The sequence below is a fragment of the Roseovarius sp. B08 genome (assembly GCF_051417955.1).
GTDB lineage: Bacteria > Pseudomonadota > Alphaproteobacteria > Rhodobacterales > Rhodobacteraceae > Roseovarius.
Genome location: NZ_JBPRLW010000001.1, coordinates 429,637 through 448,954, shown reverse-complemented (window position 1 = coordinate 448,954; position 19,318 = coordinate 429,637). Strand labels below are relative to the sequence as shown.

Sequence of the window (19,318 nt, the reverse complement as noted above, 5' to 3'; positions counted from 1 at the left end):
GCGCCCTACCCCGCCTCCAACACCCGGATCACCGTATCCCCGTACCCCCGCTCGTCGAGCAAACTCCAGCCCTCCGGCACCGCCACCGCGCCGCCTTCCTCCCAGACCACCAACGCTCCGGGCGCGATCCACCCCCCGGCCATCGCCGCGCTCAAAGCCGCCTCGCCCAGCCCCTTGCCATAAGGCGGATCGAGAAACACCAGCCCGCAGACCTCCGTCGCCGCGCCAAGCTTGCGCGCATCCCGGCCCACGACCTGCACCCGGTCCGCAACACCGCAAATCCCGACATTCTCCCGTATGAGCCGTTGTCCCACCCGCCCGCTTTCCACGAACACCGCACGCGCGGCCCCACGCGACAGCGCCTCCAGCCCCAGCGCCCCGGTCCCGGCGAAAAGGTCCAGCACCACGGCGCCTTCCACCCGGTCCCCGAACCGCGCCATCAGCACGTTGAACAGGCTCTCGCGCACCCGGTCCGAGGTGGGCCGCAGCCGCGCCCCCCCCGTCGCCCTTTCCGACCGACGCCAGCCGCCGCCCGCGAAACTCGCCGCCGATGATCCTCACGCCTTCAACAGCGCCTTGAGGTCCGAACCCGGGTCCGCCACCACCGCCGGATCGGCAGTTTTCCCATTGTCGATCAACCGCTTGCCGACCATGTAGGCCCGCGCATCATTGGCCGCGTCAACCGCCAGCAAGGTATCACCCGCGAAATACCAGAACGAGATACCGCCCTCGCTGTCACGCGTCACCACGCGGTCATACCCCACGTTCAGCCCCGCGATCTGCAACTTCACGTCATACTGATCCGACCAGAACCACGGTTGCGGAACATAGGTCTTTTCGGCCCCCATGATGTTCTCGGCCACGCATTCCGCCATGTCGATCGCATTCGGCACGCTCTCCAGCCGCAGCCTCTCGCCCCGATAGGGAAAGCTCGCGCAATCCCCCGCGGCCCAGATCGCCGGATCGCTGGTGCGCCCGTGCGCATCCACCTTGATGCCGTTCTCGACCTCGACGCCGGCCGCCTCGGCCAGCGCCGTGGCCGGCGTGATCCCCACACCCACGATCACGAAATCCGCATCCAGCTCGCTACCGTCGCTCAACAGCGCCCCATTGACCCGGTCCTCGCCGGTCAACCGCTCCAGCCCGACACCCTCGCGAATGTCCACACCGCGCGAGCGGTGCAGCGCGCGGAAATAATCCGACGTCTCCTTCGCCGCGACCCGCTGCAAAATCCGGTCCGCCATCTCGACCAGAGTCACCTGCAACCCCTTCGAGGCGGCCACGGCCGCCGCTTCCAGCCCGATATATCCGCCCCCCACGATCAGAACCTTCGCGCCTTCGCGAAACTCCGGCCCCATGCTGTCCACGTCGCGCAGATCACGCACCACATAGACCCCTCCAGCGCGCCGCCGATCGCCGGCGGCAACCGCCTCGGCACCGATCCGGTAGTCAGAACCAGATGCTCGTAAGGCACCTCATGCCCACCGGCGACGACCACCTTGCCGGTCCGGTCTATGGCCGTCACCGCCGCGTCCAGCCGCAGGTCGATCATGTTCTCGGAATAGAAACTCTCGGGCCGCAGATAGAGCCGCTCCAACTCCATCTCGCCCAGCAGATATTTCTTCGACAGGGGCGGGCGCTGGTACGGCGGTGCATGCTCTTCCCCGATCAGCGTCACCTTGCCGTCATAGCCAAGCGCCCGCAGCTTCGCCACCAGCGAACTGCCCGCCTGCCCCGCGCCCACGACAACGATCCCCGACATGTCCCCTCCTGCAAATTCCACATGGCCCTCGGGCCGTCAGGGCCTATACTTACAGGCAATCGAAACGCAAACGAAAGACAGGATGCGACAATGACGATCACCACCGGCGACAAACTCCCCGATGCCACGCTGCTCAAGATGGGCACCGACGGCCCCGAGAAGGTCGCGCTGTCCGACAAGACCAAGGGCCGCAAGGTCGCGATTTTCGCCGTCCCCGGCGCTTTCACCCCCACCTGCCACTCGGCCCACGTGCCCAGCTTCATCCGCACCAAGGCCGATTTCGACGCCAAGGGCGTGGACGAGGTGATCTGCATCTCGGTCAACGACGCCTTCGTGATGGACGCCTGGGGCAAGGACACCGGCGCCAGCGACGCCGGGATCACCATGCTGGGCGATCCTCAGTCGGAATTCACCAAGGCCGTCGGCATGGATTTCACCGCGCCGCCCGTGGGCCTCATCACGCGGTCCAAGCGCTACGCGATGCTGGTCGAGGACGGCACCGTCAAGGTCCTGCATGTCGAGGACAACCCCGGCGTCTGCGAAACCTCCGCCGGCGAAGCGCTGCTCGACGCGATCTGATCCGTCAGGTCAGGCCGGGGCGCGTCCGCGTCCCGGTTATCCTTCCACCTCCACGGCCAACACGCGTCCCTTGTCGTCGATCCGCACCGTGCCCTCGTGCGTATCGCCGTCCGGCCACTCCGAGACGAAGCGCAGCGCCAGCGCATCGCCCGTCTCGTCCATCGCCGCATCGAACAGCATTAGCCCACCGCCCGGATCCGTATCATCCGCCGCGCTTTGCACGGCATCGGCAAAGGCCTGCCCCGCCGCCTCCACACACCGCTGCATCTGCCCCAGCACGGCGTCCCACCGCGCCAGCCACGCCTCGATGACAGACAGTTCCGCCCCCAGCCCCTCGGACTGCCGCACGCCCGGCACCTCCAGCACCAGCGCCGCGCGCACCGCGACCGCGCCGCCATCCCATGGCGACACCACCACGGCCCAGTCCTCGTGCCCATGAAACACCGGCACACGCACGCGGCCAAACGGCACCTCTGTCCCCGCCACGGCAACGCCCGTCAGCAGCAGCCATCCATCCTCGACCGCCTGACGCAGATCGTACAACGCCCCCGGCAGAGGCGCACCCGCCCGCCACCGCGCGCGCATTTCGGCAAAGCCAATCTCCAGCGCCGACAGATCGCCAGTCCCCGCCCGCCAGATCGTCAGCATGGCATGGCTGCCACCGTCATCGCCGGGCCACAGATACTGCCACGTCACCTCGCGCCCCTCCACGATCCGCTCGGGATCGTCCGGGTCCACCACGGGCCGCCCCTTGGTATAGACCACCTCGGTCGCCGTCCCTCCGCCCAGGTCAACCTCTGCGATCCGCGCGACCGTCACCTGCTGCGGGGCTTTGAGGTTCTCTTGATGATAGCGCATCGTCTTGGCGTACAGATCCGCCCCGACCCACACCAGCGACACGTCCACGCCGCCTTGCGCGAAATACGAGTTCAGAACGTCCTTCGAAAACCCCTCCGCATCGGGCGGATCGTCCAGCCCGCGCAGATCCAGCGCTGCAACAACCCCTTCGACAATCCGCAACGCCATTGCGGCGCTCAACCTTCGGCCAGCTTGTCCATCTTCCGCGCCAGCTTGGTGTCGCGCGAACTCAAACCCTCCACGTCATGGCTGGTCAGCGTCACCTCGACCGTCTTGTAGACATTCGACCATTCCGGGTGGTGGTCCCATTTCTCGGCCCAGATCGCGCAGCGGGTCATGAATCCGAACGCCTCGACGAAATTGGCGAACTCAAAGGTCTTGTGGATCGCATCACGCCCTTCAACCATTTCCCAGCCGCTCTCCAACAGCGGCTCCAGCGTCGTTTTCCGCGCCGTATCGCTCAACTTCTCACTCATTCCTGCTCCTCCACGTTTGCTTTCCTGAACGGGCCGAAGCTCGTCAGGATCTCGATATCCTCTGCCACGGCATCCCGTTCCGCCTCAAGGTAATGCGCCACCGCATCGGAAAAAGGCGGGTCGCGAAACCAGTGCAGCGAATGGGTCTCGACCGGCAGGTATCCGCGGGCCAGCTTGTGCTCGCCCTGCGCGCCCGCCTCGACGCGCGAGAGCCCGTGTGCGATCGCATAGTCGATCGCCTGATAATAGCACAGTTCGAAATGCATCGCAGGGTGATGCGCCGTGCACCCCCAGTAACGGCCATAAAGCGCGTCGCGCCCGATCATGTTCAGCGCGCCGGCCACCGGCACGCCGCCTTCCAATGCCATCACCAGCAGGATATCGTCGCGCAGCCGCTCCTGCGCGATGTCGAAGAACTCGCGCGTCAGGTACGGCATCCCCCATTTCCGCGCCCCGGTATCCTGGTAGAATTCCCAGAACGCTTCCCAGTGTTCGGGCCGGATCGCGTCCCCGGTCAGCTGCACGATCTCGCCGCCGAAGCCCTGTGCCTGCGCCCGCTCCTTGCGGATGTTCTTGCGCTTGCGCGAGCTCAGGGACCCGAGAAAATCGTCAAAGCTTCCGTAGCCCCGGTTCAGCCAGTGAAACTGCTGCGTGATCCGCGGCAAGAGGCCCATCGCGGTGCCCACTTCCCGCTCATACGCCGTGCAGAAGGTGACATGCAGCGACGATAGCGCGTTGCGGTCCGCAATGCTGACGGCAGCCTGCATCAGCGCATCGCGCCCCGGCTGCTCGTATCCCGGCCGGGTCAGCATCCGCCGCCCGGTGACCGGCGTGAACGGCACCGCCACCTGCAACTTGGGATAATACCGCCCGCCCGCGCGCTCATAGGCATGACCCCAGTTGTGGTCGAAGATGTACTCGCCCTGGCTGTGCGATTTCACGTAAAGCGGCGCGCAGGCGATCACCTGGTCGTCCATCTCGGCCACCATGTAATGCGGCTGCCATCCCGTGCCGGTCCCGACCGAGCCGCTGTCCTCCAGCGCCTTCAGGAAACGGTAGGTCGTGAACGGATCTTCCGCCCCGCGCCCCTCCGCAACCTCCGGGCAGGCGCACGCGTCCCAGTCGGCCTGCGCCACGTCGCCCAGGCTTTCATAGACACTCACAAGGACCGATCCGCCGTCCATCAGGGCCGCTCTTCGCTTTCGGAAATCATGGCCTTCAATCTGTGGCCGGCCCGCGCCGGTTCAAGCGGGAATCGCCGGCAGGTACCCCTCGAAGGTGATGTTCTGCGCGACGCGCCGCGCCTCTGCCTCTTGGTGTGGCGAGCGGATCGTCCAGCACAGGATGTCCGCCCCCGCGCCCTGCAATTCCGCCACGCGCGACCGGCCCAGATCCCGCGCCTGGTGGCTGATGAACGACGCCCCCGCGCGGTCATAATCGGGGATCTCCCGCAACCGCTCACGCACGTCCGAGCGCAGCAGGGTCCAATCCGCCGCGTCGTAGTCGCAACTCACGATGCCCCGCACCACGTCCGGCGCAAGATCGCGCATCGCCACCATCATTTCGGGGTTGAACGACATCACCGCCACCGGCCCGGCATACTCCCGCAGCGCCACCGCCGTCGCGGCCTCCAGCCGCCCATCCGTCTGGCCCATCTGCCCCTGCTGGTCTTTCAGCTCGATCAAGAGCGGCACTTGGCCCGCCACCAGTTCCAGCACCTCGGGCAGCGTCGGTATCCCCTCGTCGCCACCGAGAAGCGGCAGCTTTCCCAGCTGGGCCGCCTCGCGCTGCTGCACCGGCCCGGATTGCCCCGTCAGACGCTTCAGGTCATAATCGTGAAACACCATCGCCGCGCAGTCCCGGCTCAGTTGCAGGTCGATCTCGATGCCATAGCCGTGGCGTATCGCCACCGCGACGGCCGCGCGCGAATTCTCGGGCCGGCCGCAGCCCACGTCATGCAGCGCCCGATGCGCCAGCGGCGCGCGCAAAAAGGCAGGGTCCAGCCGCGTCATCCGATCTGGAACACGCCTTCGATCTCGACCGCCACGCCAAAGGGCAGCGCCGGCGACGACACGGCGGCCCGCGCGTGCTTGCCCGCCTCGCCCAGCGCCTCGCCGAGGAAATCCGACGCGCCGTTGATCACCTGCGGCTGCTGGGTGAAATCGGGTGTCGAGTTCACGAACCCGCCCAGCTTCACCACGCGCTTCAGTCGGTCGAGGTCGCCGCCGCACGCCGCCTTGACCTGCGCCAGCAGGTTGATCGCGCAGGCCTTCGCCGCTTCCGCACCCTCGGCCACGTCCATGTCGTCGCCCAGCTTGCCGATCATCATCTCGTCGCCCAGCTTCGGCAACTGCCCCGATACGTACAGCATGTCGCCCACCTGCACATACGGCACGTAATTCGCCGCCGGTGCGGCCGCCTCCGGCAGGGTCACGCCCATCTCTGCCAGCCTGTCCTCGAATTTACCCATGGTTCCGATCTCCTCGGTTGTCTCGACGCGCACGCTAGCCCGTCGCGACACCGATGCAACCGCAAAAGCCGGCCCGGGCTTTTTCTTGCGAAAAATACTCAGACCCTTTCACCGGCCCCGGGGCCCGCTCTTTACACCGAAACGTCACGCCTGCAACGCGCCCCGAGACGTCCCGAAGGGACGCCGAGACAACCTGCGCGCCGCAGGCGCACCGCCTATTCGCGGAACGCCTTGGCGAAGTAATCCGTCAGCGGCTTCGTCAGGTAGGCCAGCGGCGTGCGGTCGGCGGTGCGGATGAAGGTCTCCACCGGCATGCCGGGGATCAGCGTCACATCTTCCGGCAGGCGCTCGCGCTGGCCTTCGCTCAGCGCGATCTCGGCGCGGTAATAGCTCTGCCGCGTGTTGTCGTCCTGGAACGAATCGGCCGAGATCTGCACCACCTGCCCGATCAGTTCCGGCGTCGTCCGCTGATCCAGCGCGGAAAACCGCAGGGTCACTTCCTGGCCCACGAAAAGCTTGTCGATATCCGTGGGCTCGACCTGCGCGTTGATGATCAGCGGGCGGTCCTGCGGCACCACGTAAAGGATCGGATCGGCCGGCCGGATGACAGACCGCAGCGCAAAGACCTGCAAGCCGTAAACCACCCCGCCCACCGGCGCGGTGATGTCCAGCCGGCTCATCTGCTCGATCAGCGCGCGCCGTTCCTCCAGCAGTTCCAGCTCGCGGAACTGCAAGTCGCGCAAGGTCGTGATCGCCTCCTCCCGGCGTCGCGTGCCCAGCTTCAGCGTCTCGATGTCGATCTCGGTGATCCGGCCTTCCGATTGTGCCACCTGCGCCGCCAGTTCCCCCAACTGGCCCAGCAATCGCGATTTTTCCCGTTGCAGGGCAAGCACGCGCGAGGCCTGCGCCAGGCCCCGGTCCAACAGCGACTGCTGGTCGCTCAATTCCTGCTCGATCAGCGCCAGTTGCTCGTCCAATGCGTCCTGCTGGGCCTCGATCCCCTCGATCTGGTTGGCGATCTGGCCGCGACGCTTTTCCAGCTGCGAAATCTCGCTCGCCACGGTCTCGTTGCGCGCCGACATTAGACGCCGCTGCCCGTCCAGCAGCCCGGCCACCTCGTCATTGCGCGCGCCCACCTCTGTCACCAGGTCGGGAAAGGTGATCTCGTCGCGCTCGTCGCGCTCGGCCTCCAGCCGTCCGCGCCGCGCCTGAAGCTCGAAAAGCTGGTTCTCGGTGATCGCCAGTTGCGACCGCAGGGTCGTCGGGTCCAGCCGCAACAGCACCTGTCCGGCCTCCACCGTGTCGCCCTCGTCGACCTCGATCGCCGCCACCACGCCGCCATCCGGGTGCTGGACCACCTGGCGGTTCTGGTCGACCACGATCTGGCCGCCGGCGATCACCGCGCCCGAAATCTCGGTCACCGCGGCCCAGGTTCCGAAGCCGCCCAGCAGAATGATCAGCCCGCTCATCCCGACGATCATCGGCGTCCGCACCGACCACGCATTGCGCTTGTCGTGGCTCATCGCACACCTCCCGGCAGGGCGCTGGCGGTAATCTCCCCGGCGTTCTTCACCACGTCCTTCAGCACCTCGTCCTTGGGCCCGAACGCCCGCACCATGCCGTTCTCAAGCATCAGCAACTGGTCGCATTCCCGGATCGCCGCGGGCCGGTGCGCCATGATCAGCACCGATTTGCCATCGGCCTTGAACTCCCGAATGGCGTGGTTCACCGCCTCGCTGCCCTCGTTGTCGAGGTTCGAGTTGGGCTCGTCCAGCACCACCAGCACCGGGTCGCCATACATCGCCCGCGCCAGCCCGATCCGCTGCATCTGGCCACCCGACAGGCGCCCGCCCCCGGCGGTGACCCGCGTGTCATAGCCGTCGGGCAGCTTCAGGATCATGTCATGCGCATCGGCCTTCTTCGCCGCCTCGACGATCTTGGCGGCGTCCGGCTGCTCGGCCAGGCGCGAGATGTTCTCGGCGATGGTCCCCTCGAACAGTTGCACGCGCTGCGGAAGGTACCCGATATGCTCGCCCAGCACGCGCGGATCGAACTGATCGAGCGACGCGCCATCCAGCCGGATGCGCCCGCCGGCGGGCCGCCACAGCCCGGTCAGCGCCCGTGCCAGCGTCGACTTGCCGGCCCCCGAGGGACCGATGACGCCCACCGCCTGGCCCGGCTGGACAGTGAAACTGATGGTCTTCAGCGCCGCCTGCTGGTCGCCCGGCGGCACGACCGTCACCTGCTGCACCTGCAACAGCGCCTTGGGCTTGGGCAGCGGCGTGCGCGGCTGCTCGGGAGGCACCAGCGCCAGCAGCTCGGCCAGCGAATGCCAGCCCTGCACGGCCCGTTGCACCAGCGCCCACTGCCCGACGGCCAGTTCGACCGGCGCCAGCGCCCGGCCCATCAAGATCGACCCCGCGATCATCGCGCCGGGGGTCAACTCGTTCTGCAGCACCAGGTAGGCCCCCAGCCCCAGCATCGCCGACTGCAGGAACAGCCGGAAGGTCCTTGTCGTCGTGGTGAACGTGCCGACAAGGTCCGACGACGTGATCTGCGATTTCAGCGACACGTCCCGAGCCTTCTGCCAGCGCGAGAACGCCTGGTCGCGCATCCCCATCGCCTGCACCATTTCCGATTCGTTGCGGATCTGGTTGGACAGCATTTCCGCCGCGCCGGTGGCCCGCGCCGATTTCATCGCCGGCTGGCGGGTGACCCACTGGTTGACCACAGTGATCAGGATGATGATCCCCCCGCCGATCAGCGCCAGCGCCCCCAGCCAGGGGTGGAACAGCCAGATCCCGGCCAGGAAGACCGGCGTCCACGGCAAGTCGAAAATCGCCATCAGCACCGGCGAGGACATCAGCCGCTGCACCGCCTCCAGATCGCGCAACCCTGTCTCCGTATGCTCGTCCGGGGCCAGCGCCGCCTTGCGGATCACCGCGTCGAACACGCGACGGTCCAGCCGCGCCTGGAACCGCGCCGCGACCCGGCCCATGATCCGCCCCCGGGCATAGTCCAGCAGGCCCATCATGCCGTAAAGAAACACCACCAGCACGCTCAGCGCGATCAGTGTCTCGACCGACCGGCTGCCCAGCACCCGGTCATAGACCTGCAACATGTAGAGCGGCCCGGTCAGCATCAGCAGGTTGACGAAAAAGCTGAAGATGCCCACGAACCAGTAAAGCCCCCGGCTCTCGCGGCGGGCGGCGCGAAGTTCCTCGCGGCCTGCATCAAGTCTTGCCTTGCTAAGTTGCATGCCGCCTCTTCTGCGTCCCGTCAGATCGTCACTTGAACGATGCCCCGTTCCGACTTACTACCATTATCATCGGTGTGCCACAGAACATCTTCGTCCAATTGACGTATCTGGGTAAATTGAACCGTTCGTTTATTTATGACCGCTATACCTTAACCAAAGCCTGACCGTTGCCACATTTCTCGTCTTCCAGTCAACCAAAGCTGATCGCGATCGGCTTGGCGCTTATCGTGACTCTCGTCGCGGCGGGTTGCACGCCAACCCCGGCGAACCATCCGGCCGGGCAGGCCTTTGACCCCTACGAGGAAGAAAACCGCCGCACCCACGCCTTCAACCGGGCGCTGGACAGAAACCTGGTCGGCCCCGCCGGCAAGGGCTATTCCGGCTTCATTCCCGACGATGTCGAGAACATGATCGGCCGTTTCGCCTTCAACCTGTCGATCCCCGGCGCGGTGGTGAACAACATCCTTCAAGGCAACATGAAGGGCGCGACCGAAGATACCTACCGCTTCCTCGTGAACACCACGATCGGGCTGGGCGGCCTGTTCGACACCGCGTCCGAACTCAACATGCCCCAGGCCACCGACGCCGATTTCGGCCAGACGCTCCATGTCTGGGGCGTGCGCGAGGGGGCCTATATCGAGCTGCCCCTGCTGGGCCCTCGACCGAGCGCGCTGCGGCGGGCAGGATCGTCGATCTCTTCACCAACCCGCTGACCTATGTGCTCGACGAGCCCGAGAACTACTACGGCACCGTCGCCTCCGCCGCGACCGGCCTGTCGGACCGGGGCCGCTACGCCGACACCATCGATTCCATCCTTTACGACAGCGCCGACAGTTACGCTCAGGCGCGCTCGCTCTATATTCAGAACAGGCGCTTCAAGCTGGGCGGAGGCTCGGGCGGGGCGCTGGAAGATCCTTATGATGCCGAACTCGGCACGCCGCTGGAGGACCCCTACGATGAATGACATTTCCAGACGTTTCCTGATCGGCGCCGGCGCGGCGGCCACGCTGCTGCCCGCCGCCGCAAACCCCGCCTTTGCCCTGACAGAGGCCCGCGCCCGCGGCCTCATCGACCAGGTCGTCGCCGATATCAACCGCGTCATCGCCTCGGGCAGGTCGACCGGCGCCATGATCGGCGAATTCGAACGCATCTTCGCCCGCTATGCCGACGTGAACATCATCGCCCGCTCCACGCTGGGTGCGGATTCGCGCCGCGCCACCTTGGCCCAGATGCGAGCCTTCACCGCCGCCTTCCAGGGCTATATCGCCCGCAAGTACGGCAAGCGGTTCCGCGAATTCATCGGCGGCCAGATCGAAGTGACGGGCGTGCGCCAGGTCAAATCCTGGCACGAGGTCCGCTCGACGGTGAAACTGCGCGGCAAGTCGCCCTTCACCGTGCTTTTCCTGGTCTCCGACCGCTCGGGCCGCGACCTTTTTTTCGACATGGTGATCGAGGGCGTCAGCCTGCGGCTCAGCGAGCGCACCGAAATCGGCGCCATGCTCGACCGCAACGGCGGCAATATCGACGCACTCATCGCGGACGTGCAACGCGCCGGCTGACCCCGGCGCCGGCCACCTGTGAAAGCCCTTGTCAGACTGGATGCGTGAACATGATTGATCAATTCGGGAAAGAAACCGCCCTGTTGCTGATCGACGTCCAGAAGGGCGTGCACGACTTCGGGCACTGGGGCGGCAAGACCGGGCGCATGAACAATCCCGATTGTCATGCGCGCCTTATCGACCTTCTCACCGCGTTTCGCCAGGCAGGTCGGGTTGTGGCCTTTACCCGGCACGACAGTATCGAGCCCGACAGCCCGCTGAAGCTGTCGCTGCCGACCGGCGCACAACTGGATGGGCTCGAGATCGGGCCGGACGACATCGTGATCGAGAAAAGCGTCAATTCGGCCTTTATCGGAACGCCGATGGAACTGCACCTGAGACGGGCGGGCATCACCCGGCTGGTCGTCGCCGGCTATTTCACCAACTTCTGCGTGGAAACCTCCGTCCGCATGGCCGGAAACATGGGGTTCGACGTGTATCTCGCCCACGATGCCTGTGCGACCTGCAACCGGCTCGATCTGAACGGGGTCGATCACGATCCGGAACTGGTGCATGACCTGTCGGTCGCGGCGATGCACGGGGAATTCTGCACCGCCCTGACATCCGGCCAGATCGTCCGGCTGCTGGCGTCCGGCGCGCCGGACCTGACCCGCGCGCAGGGAAACGAGGCGCAGAGCCAGCGGCCGGAACTGCGCTCGGCTTAGAACGCGCCCCGGCAGGCCGGACCGGAGCGCAGCCGCGGCCCTTGTGCCCCGAGGCCAAGGGCAAACGCGGCTCACTGCCCCCCGTGGGCCGGCCCCAGGAGCTCTTTCAGCATCCGGTTGATCGTGTTGCCCCTGTCCTGGCGCGGCTGCGTCTGCGTGCGCGGCTGCTGCTGCACCTGCGGCTGCGGCTCGACCCGGATCATCGGAAGGTCGCTGACCGGAACACCCTCGTTCACCCGTACCATCGTCTCGCGCCAGATATCCGCCGGCAGGCCACCACCGGTCACACCCTTCAGCGGGGTATTGTCGTCATACCCCATCCACACGCCGGTGACGTAATCCGCGGTAAAGCCCAGGAACCACGCGTCGCGCGCCGCCTGCGTCGTGCCGGTCTTGCCCGCGGCCTGCCGGTCGGGCAGCTTGGCGCGCGCGCCGGTGCCCGACTGCACCACCTCGTACATCATGCCCATCAGCTTCTGCGCCGCCTCCTGCTGGATCACCCGCTCGCCGATGCCCCCGCTCTTACGCATCAGCGGTGCGTCGTCACCCAACAGCTTCAGTTCGACCAGCCCGTAAGGCGTCACCGACGAGCCGCCGTTCAGGATCCCGGCATAGGCGCCCGTCATCTCCAGCAGCGTGCTTTCCGACGCGCCCAGCGCCAGCGCCGGCCCATCGGCCAGTTCGTTGTCGATTCCGAAATCGCTGGCAATGCGACGCACCAGGTCGCGCCCCACGCTTTCCGACACCTTCACGGCCGGAATGTTGTAGGATTCCGCCAGCGCCGTGATCAGCGGCACACGGCCGTGAAACTTGTTGTCGTAATTGTCAGGGCACCACCGGCCCGAGCCCGTGATATCAAGGCAATAGGGCTCGTCCACCACCATCGAGTTCGGCTCGTAGCCCAGTTCCAGCGCGGTGGCGTAGACAAACGGCTTGAACGCCGAGCCGGTTTGCCGCTTGGCCATCGTGGCCCGGTTGAACGCGCCGGTGACGCGCGACTTGCGGCCGCCCACCATGGCCCGCACCGCGCCGTCGGCGCTCATGACGACGATCGCCGCCTGCGCCTCGGACCCGTCGCTCACCTTGTTCTCGAAGATCCAGTCCAGCGCCTCCTCGGCGGCGCGCTGCATGCGCTGATCCAGCGTCGTCTGGATGATAACGTCCTCGGTCGTGTCGCGGGTGAAAAGCTCGGGCCCGCTGTCCATCACCCAGTCGGCGAAATAGCCCCCCGCCTGGGCCTCGGCGGCCTCCGACAGGGTGGCGGGATTGTCCTGGGCGGCCTGCTCCTCGGCGTCGGTCAGATAGCCCTGCTCGTTCATCAACCGCAGCACCGTCGCCGCCCGCGCCTGCGAGCGTTCCAGGTTGGTCGTGGGCGCCAGCCGCGTCGGCGCGGTCAGCAAACCCGCCAGCATCGCCGCCTGCGCCGCGTTCACCTCGCGCGCGCTGACGCCGAAATAGCGCTGCGCCGCGGCCTCGACACCAAAGGCGCCACCGCCGAAATAGGCCCGGTTGAGATAGATCGACAGGATCTCGTTCTTGGAATACTTCGCCTCCATCGCCATGGCATAGATCGCTTCCTTGGCCTTCCGGCTCAGCGATCCGCGGCGGCAGTCCTGAACGTAATCCGCCTCGCTCTCCCACTCGCTCTCGTCGTATTCCACGCCCAAACACAGCAGTTTCGCGGTCTGTTGCGTGATGGTCGAGCCGCCATGCCCGCTCAGCGGCCCGCGCCCCTCGCTCAGGTTGATGCGGATGGCGCTGGCGATGCCGCGCGGGCTCAGGCCGAAATGGCTGTAGAACCGCTTGTCCTCGGTGGCCAGCACCGCGTTGCGCAGGTCGGGGCTGACGGTGTCGGCGGTCACCACGCCTCCGAACTGGTCGCCGCGCCAGGCAAAGACGTCGCCCTCGCGGTCCAGCATCGTGACCGACCCGCGCGCCCGCCCGTCCAGCAGCGCCCGCACGTCCGGCAACCCGGCATAGACGTAAGCCACGGCAAGCGCCGTCACCAGCAACAGCACCGCCGCCACGCGCCACGTCACCACCCAGATCAGCCGCAGGATCCAGCGGAACAGGCGCTTGATCCACGCCACCGGGCCGCGCCCGCCGCCCGAACCGCCACCGCTCTTGCGTTGCGTGCGCCGGGGTTTCGCCGGCTTGCGCGCAGCCGCCGCGGACCGACCCTTTGCCGGTGCCTTCGTGGTCTTGCCGTATCGCCTGTCTGCAACGAGTCGCGGCGCTTTTCGCCCCTGATTTCCCATGCCCTACCTGCCCGGACCTCTGGTTTTGCGGCAGTTTACAGGTCCTCAACCCGAAAGTAGACCCCCGAAATGCATCGCAGGCCCTCTGCGCCGCGTCACCCCGGCCTGTGATCCGCCCGGCCGCCCGGTGGCCGCGCTCGGCGGCATACCGCCTAGGGTAGGGCCCCTAACACGATTCTTAATCGCACATTTATTAGTCATTCACGCATATTTGCGCATAATTTGTGCATAACTCGTCGATTTCCGCCCGTTTCCTCGCCGCTCACCCTTCCAGCCCGCCGCATCTCCGTCACTTTCTGCATCAGCGAAACCAACCTCGCCCAAGCAACCGAAAGGGACATCTGTGAAACTCATCATTGCAACCATCAAGCCGTTCAAGCTTGAAGATGTGCGCGAAGCGCTGACGGGGATCGGCGTGCGCGGCATGATGGTGACCGAGATCAAGGGCTTCGGCTCGCAATCCGGCCACACCGAGATCTACCGCGGCGCGGAATACGCCGTGAACTTCGTACCCAAGATCAAGCTCGAGATCGCCGTTACCGCCGGCATGGTCGACCAGGTGGTCGAGACCATCGCGACGACAGCGCGCACCGGCAAGATCGGCGACGGCAAGATCTTCGTGCTCGATATCGGACAGGCCATGCGCGTGCGCACGGGCGAAACCAACGATGACGCGCTTTGAACACGCGCGATAGAAGGGATAACATCACAATGAAACGCTTTATTCATCTGGGGCTCGCCGCAACCGCAATCACGGTCCTGCCCCAACTCGGCTTCGCTCAGGAAGCCGCCGAGACCGAAGCAGCCGCACCCGGCTTCGACGAGATCGGCCCCTACATCATGACGACCCTGCTGTTCTGCATGGCCGGCTTCCTGGTGTTCTTCATGGCCGCGGGTTTCGCCATGCTCGAAGGCGGGCTGGTGCGCTCCAAGAACGTCACCATGCAGATGACCAAGAACATCGCGCTCTTCTCGATTGCCGCGATCATGTACTGGCTCGTCGGCTTCAACACGATGTATCCGGGCGACTTCAACGGCTACTTCGCCATCGGCGGGCAGACCGTGCTCGATCCGGTGGGCGTGGCCGCGGCAGATGCAGCCCTCGATTATGCGTCGATCGGCTCGGACTTCTTCTTCCAGCTGGTCTTCGTTGCCGCCACCGCCTCGATCGTGTCTGGCGCGCTGGCCGAGCGGATCAAGCTGTGGCCGTTCCTGATCTTCGTCGTTGTCCTGACCGGCTTCATGTACCCGATCTCGGGTTCCTGGCAGTGGGGCGGCGGCTGGCTGTCCGAGGCCGGCTTCTCCGACTTCGCCGGTTCGACCGTCGTGCACTCCGTCGGTGGCTGGGCCGCTCTGGCCGGCGCCATCGTGCTGGGCCCGCGCCTGGGCAAGTACGCCAAGGACGGCAAGGTGCACCCGATGCCCGGCTCCAACCTGGCGCTTGCCACCCTGGGTACGTTCATCCTGTGGCTCGGCTGGTTCGGTTTCAACGGCGGCTCGCAGCTTGCCATGGGCACCGTGGGTGACGTCTCCGACGTAAGCCGCATCTTCGCCAACACCAACATGGCCGCCGCGGCCGGTGCCGTGACCGCGCTGATCCTCAGCCAGGTGATGTACAAGAAACCGGACCTCACCATGGTGCTCAACGGCGCCCTGGCCGGCCTGGTCTCGATCACCGCGGAGCCGCTCGCACCCACGCTCTTTGGTGCGCTCTGGATCGGTGCCGTGGGTGGCGTGATCGTGGTCCTGACGATCCCGATGCTCGACAAGCTGAAAATCGACGACGTGGTCGGCGCCGTTCCGGTGCACCTCTTCGCCGGTATCTGGGGCACCATCGCCGTGATCTTCTACAACGGCGACGCCAACCTGATCACCCAGCTGACCGGCATCGTGGCCTACGGTGTGTTCACCTTCGTGGCCAGCCTGATCATCTGGTTCATCCTCAAGGCCGTCATGGGCATCCGCGTCGGCGAAGAGGAAGAGATCGCAGGTCTCGACATGTCCGAACTGGGGATGGAAGCCTACCCCGAGTTCTCGAAGGGCTGAGACCGCTGACAGAGATGGGTCCTCCCGACCCTTGATCCTGACCCGGGCGTTCGCGCCCGGGTTTTTTCTTGTGCCGCAAACCCCGAACGCCATTGCGGTCGTTGCCCTCGCGCCCTAGCTCTGATCCCATGTCCGACGCCTACCGCCCGCACGAAGCCCTGGTCGCCGCGGCCCGCCCCACGGCATCGCTCGTGCGCCTCGTGCTCGGCGCGGTGATGCTGTCGGTGCTGTTCCTGTCCTTGATCTTCGCCACGTCGGCGCTGCTCAACGTGATCGTGCCCGGCACGCCGATGGACGACACCGTGACCGCGCTGGAACGCGGGGACACACCCTACGGCGTGCTGGCCAATCTCTATGTCTTCGGCTTCATCCTCTTCGCGCTGGCCATCACCGGGCGCACGGTGCACAACCGCACCCTGCCCAGCTTCATCGGCGATCCCGGGCGCGCGCGGCACCATTTCGGCCGCGTCTGCCTCTACATGGTGGGCTTGCACGTGGCGCTGTCGCTGCTCCTGCCCGCCACCCCCGATCTCGTGCCCGAGACCAACCTCAACCCCTCCCTCTGGCTCAGCTTCCTGCCGCTGGCCCTGCCCGCGCTGCTGATCCAGACCGGCGCCGAGGAACTGGTGTTTCGCGGCTACCTGCAAAGCCAGCTCGCCGCCCGCTTCGCCAGCCCCCGGGTCTGGCTCATCGTGCCCTCGATCCTCTTCGGCCTGCTGCATCACGACCCGATCATGAACGGCGACGCCACCTGGCTGATCGTCGGCTGGGCCACGCTCTTCGGCATCGCCGCGGCCGACCTCACGGCGCGCACCGGCACCATCGGCGCCGCCCTCGGCCTGCATTTCGTCAACAATTTCTTCGCGATCCTCGTGGTCGCGCCCGAGAACAATCTCGACGGCCTGGCGCTCTACACCTACCCCTTCGCGCTTGGCGATACCGACACGCTCTGGGTCTGGGCCCCGCTCGACCTGATGCTGCTGCTCGTCAGCTGGCTCACTGCGCGCCTCGCCCTGCGCGTCTGATTGCATTTCCCCCGCGCACGGCTTATCTCAAGGGCGATTTGCAACGGGAACTGGGCCACCGATGAACTGGATCACCAATTACGTGCGGCCGCGCATCAACTCGATTTTCTCGCGCCGCGAGATCCCCGAGAACCTGTGGACCAAGTGCGAAGAGTGCGGAACCATGCTGTTCCACCGCGAATTGCGCGAGAATCTCAACGTCTGCACCTCCTGCGGCCACCATATGGCGATCACCCCGCGCGACCGCTTCACCGCGCTTTTCGACGGCGGCGCCTTCACCCAGGTCGCTGTGCCCCAGCCCACGCCCGACCCGCTGCACTTCCGCGACCAGAAGAAATATCCAGACCGGATGCGCGCCGCGCAAAAGGCCACGGGTGAAACCGAGGCGATGCTGGTGGCCTCCGGCGAAATCGGCCGCACCCCCATTGTGGCCGCGGCGCAGGATTTCTCCTTCATGGCCGGCTCCATGGGCATGTATGTCGGCAACGCCATCATCGCAGCCGCCGAAGAGGCGGTGAAGCTCAAGCGCCCCCTCGTGCTCTTTTCCGCCGCCGGCGGCGCGCGGATGCAGGAAGGCATCCTGTCGCTGATGCAGATGCCCCGAACCACCGTCGCCGTGCAGATGCTGAAAGAGGCGGGACTGCCCTACATCGTCGTGCTCACCCACCCCACCACCGGCGGCGTCACGGCCTCCTACGCCATGCTGGGCGACGTGCATATCGCGGAACCGGGCGCGCTGATCTGCTTCGCGGGCCCACGCGTGATCGAACAGACGATCCGCGAAAAACTGCCCGAGGGCTTCCAGCGCGCCGAATACCTGCTCGACCACGGGATGCTCGACCGCGTGACCCCCCGCGGCCAGATGCGCGCCGAGCTCATCTCCATCCTGCGCATGCTACTGAACCTGCCCCCCGCCGTCACCGCCGACCTTCCCGCCCCCGAACTCCCGCTCGAGGACGAGGCCCAGGACGCGGCACAGCCCGACTCGGGCGAAGAACAAGCCGCGGACACATCCGACAAATGACCGCCCCCACCTCGGACGTCATCCTCGACCGGATGATGGCCCTGCACCCCAAGATCATCGACCTCACGCTCGACCGCGTCTGGCGCCTGCTCGACGCGCTCGGCAACCCGCAGGATGCCCTGCCCCCGGTGATCCACATCGCCGGCACCAACGGCAAGGGCTCGACGCTTGCCATGATCCGCGCAGGCATCGAAGGGGCGGGCAAGACCGCCCACGCCTACACCTCGCCCCACCTCGCCCGCTTCCACGAACGCATCCGGCTGGCGGGCGAGCTGATCACCGAGCCGCACCTGACCGAAGTGCTCGACGAGTGCTACGCCGCCAACGGCGACGCGCCGATCACCTATTTCGAGATCACCACCTGCGCCGCCCTGCTGGCCATGTCGCGCAGCAAGGCCGATTACACCCTGCTCGAAGTGGGCTTGGGCGGCCGGCTCGATGCCACCAATGTGGTGGCGAACCCCGCGCTCACCATCATCACGCCCGTGTCGATGGACCACGAGCAATACCTGGGCGACACGCTGGCCAAGATCGCGATGGAAAAGGCCGGCATCCTCAAGCGCGGTGTCACCTGCGTCGTCGGCCCGCAGGACGAGGAAGGCATGGACGCCATCGAGGCCGCCGCCCGGCGCTTGGGCGCGCCCCTTCTGGCCCACGGCCAGCACTGGCACGTCACCACCGAGCGCGGTCGGCTTATCTTTCAGGACGAAACCGGCCTGCGCGACCTGCCCTTGCCCAACCTGCCCGGCGCACACCAGTATGAAAACGCCGGCGCCGCCCTCGCCGCCCTGCGTCACCTGCACCTTGGCGATGCCGCGCTCGAGGCGGCGGTCACGCACGCCCATTGGCCCGCCCGGATGCAGCGCCTCTCCGCCGGCTCGCTGGCCGAGGCGGCCCCGCAGGCCGAACTCTGGCTCGACGGCGGCCACAACCCCGCCGCGGGCCGCGCCTTGGCCGCGCATCTGGCCTCGCTGCCGCCCCGCCCGACGCACCTGGTCTGCGGCATGCTCAACACCAAGGATATCTCGGGCTACCTCTCGCCGCTCGCCGGCGTCGCCCAAAGCCTCACCGCCATCTCCATCCCCGGCGAGACCAACACCCTGCCCGCCGACGCCACCGCCACCGCCGCCGCCAACGCCGGCCTGCCGTCAGGCACCGCCTCCAGCGCCCGCGCCGCCATCGAAGACATCGCCGCAAAAGACCCCACCGCGCGCATTCTCATCTGCGGCTCGCTTTATCTCGCCGGCGCGATCCTGCGCGAAAACGGCTAATCGGGTGCGTTTTGTCGTACCGCCGGC

The 19,318-nt window shown here is 66.5% G+C and carries 18 protein-coding genes and 2 pseudogenes; 10 read left to right on the top strand and 10 right to left on the bottom strand.

The window, feature by feature from the left end; all coding sequences use genetic code 11:
- Positions 1–5: 5 nt before the first annotated feature.
- Positions 6–561, bottom strand: a pseudogene (gene rsmD, locus ACSQ76_RS02240) (16S rRNA (guanine(966)-N(2))-methyltransferase RsmD).
- Positions 558–1,762, bottom strand: a pseudogene (locus ACSQ76_RS02235) (NAD(P)/FAD-dependent oxidoreductase). The pseudogenes rsmD and ACSQ76_RS02235 overlap by 4 nt, the downstream one beginning before the upstream one ends.
- 90 nt (positions 1,763–1,852) lie before the next feature.
- Between ACSQ76_RS02235 and ACSQ76_RS02230 the strand changes: the two are divergent.
- Complete coding sequence (locus tag ACSQ76_RS02230) at positions 1,853–2,341, top strand: peroxiredoxin (RefSeq protein ID WP_437155286.1); 489 nt, start codon at positions 1,853–1,855, stop codon at positions 2,339–2,341.
- A gap of 36 nt (positions 2,342–2,377) precedes the next feature.
- Here ACSQ76_RS02230 and ACSQ76_RS02225 read toward each other — a convergent pair whose 3' ends face one another.
- The 7 genes from ACSQ76_RS02225 to ACSQ76_RS02195 form a co-directional block, all read right to left on the bottom strand.
- On the bottom strand, positions 2,378–3,367 hold the full coding sequence (locus ACSQ76_RS02225; protein ID WP_437155285.1) for a hypothetical protein: 990 nt from the start codon (positions 3,365–3,367) through the stop codon (positions 2,378–2,380).
- Positions 3,368–3,375: 8 nt separating this feature from the next.
- A complete protein-coding gene (locus tag ACSQ76_RS02220; protein WP_152476232.1) occupies positions 3,376–3,675 on the bottom strand; it encodes a 4a-hydroxytetrahydrobiopterin dehydratase in 300 nt (99 codons plus the stop codon).
- Complete coding sequence (locus tag ACSQ76_RS02215) at positions 3,672–4,859, bottom strand: GNAT family N-acetyltransferase (protein ID WP_437155284.1); 1,188 nt, start codon at positions 4,857–4,859, stop codon at positions 3,672–3,674. Before ACSQ76_RS02215 ends, ACSQ76_RS02220 begins: the two co-directional genes overlap by 4 nt.
- Positions 4,860–4,919: 60 nt before the next feature.
- Positions 4,920–5,687: a glycerophosphodiester phosphodiesterase family protein gene (locus ACSQ76_RS02210; protein ID WP_437155283.1), complete on the bottom strand. Its 768-nt coding sequence runs from the start codon at positions 5,685–5,687 to the stop codon at positions 4,920–4,922.
- Complete coding sequence (locus ACSQ76_RS02205; protein WP_437155282.1) at positions 5,684–6,145, bottom strand: RidA family protein; 462 nt, start codon at positions 6,143–6,145, stop codon at positions 5,684–5,686. Before ACSQ76_RS02205 ends, ACSQ76_RS02210 begins: the two co-directional genes overlap by 4 nt.
- 215 nt (positions 6,146–6,360) lie before the next feature.
- Positions 6,361–7,668, bottom strand: coding sequence for an HlyD family type I secretion periplasmic adaptor subunit (locus ACSQ76_RS02200; RefSeq protein ID WP_437155281.1), 1,308 nt, complete (start codon positions 7,666–7,668; stop codon positions 6,361–6,363).
- On the bottom strand, positions 7,665–9,404 hold the full coding sequence (locus ACSQ76_RS02195) for a type I secretion system permease/ATPase (RefSeq protein ID WP_437155280.1): 1,740 nt from the start codon (positions 9,402–9,404) through the stop codon (positions 7,665–7,667). The genes ACSQ76_RS02200 and ACSQ76_RS02195 overlap by 4 nt, the downstream gene beginning before the upstream one ends.
- Before the next feature lie 215 nt (positions 9,405–9,619).
- Here ACSQ76_RS02195 and ACSQ76_RS02190 point away from each other — a divergent pair, with 215 nt between their 5' ends.
- Genes ACSQ76_RS02190 through ACSQ76_RS02175 form a run of 4 tightly spaced genes read left to right on the top strand, consistent with a single transcriptional unit; the run spans position 9,620 to position 11,667 of the window.
- Complete coding sequence (locus ACSQ76_RS02190; RefSeq protein ID WP_437155279.1) at positions 9,620–10,117, top strand: MlaA family lipoprotein; 498 nt, start codon at positions 9,620–9,622, stop codon at positions 10,115–10,117.
- 5 nt (positions 10,118–10,122) lie between these two features.
- Positions 10,123–10,368: a hypothetical protein gene (locus tag ACSQ76_RS02185; protein WP_437155278.1), complete on the top strand. Its 246-nt coding sequence runs from the start codon at positions 10,123–10,125 to the stop codon at positions 10,366–10,368.
- Positions 10,361–10,963 (top strand): MlaC/ttg2D family ABC transporter substrate-binding protein, encoded by a 603-nt coding sequence (locus ACSQ76_RS02180; RefSeq protein WP_437155277.1) that lies wholly within the window; start codon positions 10,361–10,363, stop codon positions 10,961–10,963. Before ACSQ76_RS02185 ends, ACSQ76_RS02180 begins: the two co-directional genes overlap by 8 nt.
- 50 nt (positions 10,964–11,013) lie before the next feature.
- A complete protein-coding gene (locus tag ACSQ76_RS02175; protein ID WP_306129785.1) occupies positions 11,014–11,667 on the top strand; it encodes an isochorismatase family protein in 654 nt (217 codons plus the stop codon).
- A gap of 71 nt (positions 11,668–11,738) precedes the next feature.
- Here ACSQ76_RS02175 and ACSQ76_RS02170 read toward each other — a convergent pair whose 3' ends face one another.
- Positions 11,739–13,925, bottom strand: a complete 2,187-nt coding sequence (locus ACSQ76_RS02170) for a transglycosylase domain-containing protein (RefSeq protein ID WP_437155276.1) — start codon at positions 13,923–13,925, stop codon at positions 11,739–11,741.
- Between the two features lie 343 nt (positions 13,926–14,268).
- Here ACSQ76_RS02170 and ACSQ76_RS02165 point away from each other — a divergent pair, with 343 nt between their 5' ends.
- The 5 genes from ACSQ76_RS02165 (at position 14,269) to ACSQ76_RS02145 (ending at position 19,291) form a co-directional block, all read left to right on the top strand.
- Positions 14,269–14,607 (top strand): P-II family nitrogen regulator, encoded by a 339-nt coding sequence (locus ACSQ76_RS02165; protein WP_152490972.1) that lies wholly within the window; start codon positions 14,269–14,271, stop codon positions 14,605–14,607.
- 29 nt (positions 14,608–14,636) lie between these two features.
- On the top strand, positions 14,637–15,971 hold the full coding sequence (locus tag ACSQ76_RS02160) for an ammonium transporter (protein WP_437155275.1): 1,335 nt from the start codon (positions 14,637–14,639) through the stop codon (positions 15,969–15,971).
- A 128-nt stretch (positions 15,972–16,099) separates the two neighbouring features.
- A complete protein-coding gene (locus ACSQ76_RS02155) occupies positions 16,100–16,996 on the top strand; it encodes a CPBP family intramembrane glutamic endopeptidase (RefSeq protein WP_437155274.1) in 897 nt (298 codons plus the stop codon).
- 61 nt (positions 16,997–17,057) lie between these two features.
- Complete coding sequence (accD, locus tag ACSQ76_RS02150) at positions 17,058–18,020, top strand: acetyl-CoA carboxylase, carboxyltransferase subunit beta (RefSeq protein ID WP_437155273.1); 963 nt, start codon at positions 17,058–17,060, stop codon at positions 18,018–18,020.
- A complete protein-coding gene (locus ACSQ76_RS02145; protein ID WP_437155272.1) occupies positions 18,017–19,291 on the top strand; it encodes a bifunctional folylpolyglutamate synthase/dihydrofolate synthase in 1,275 nt (424 codons plus the stop codon). The genes accD and ACSQ76_RS02145 overlap by 4 nt, the downstream gene beginning before the upstream one ends.
- Positions 19,292–19,318 lie beyond the last annotated feature (27 nt).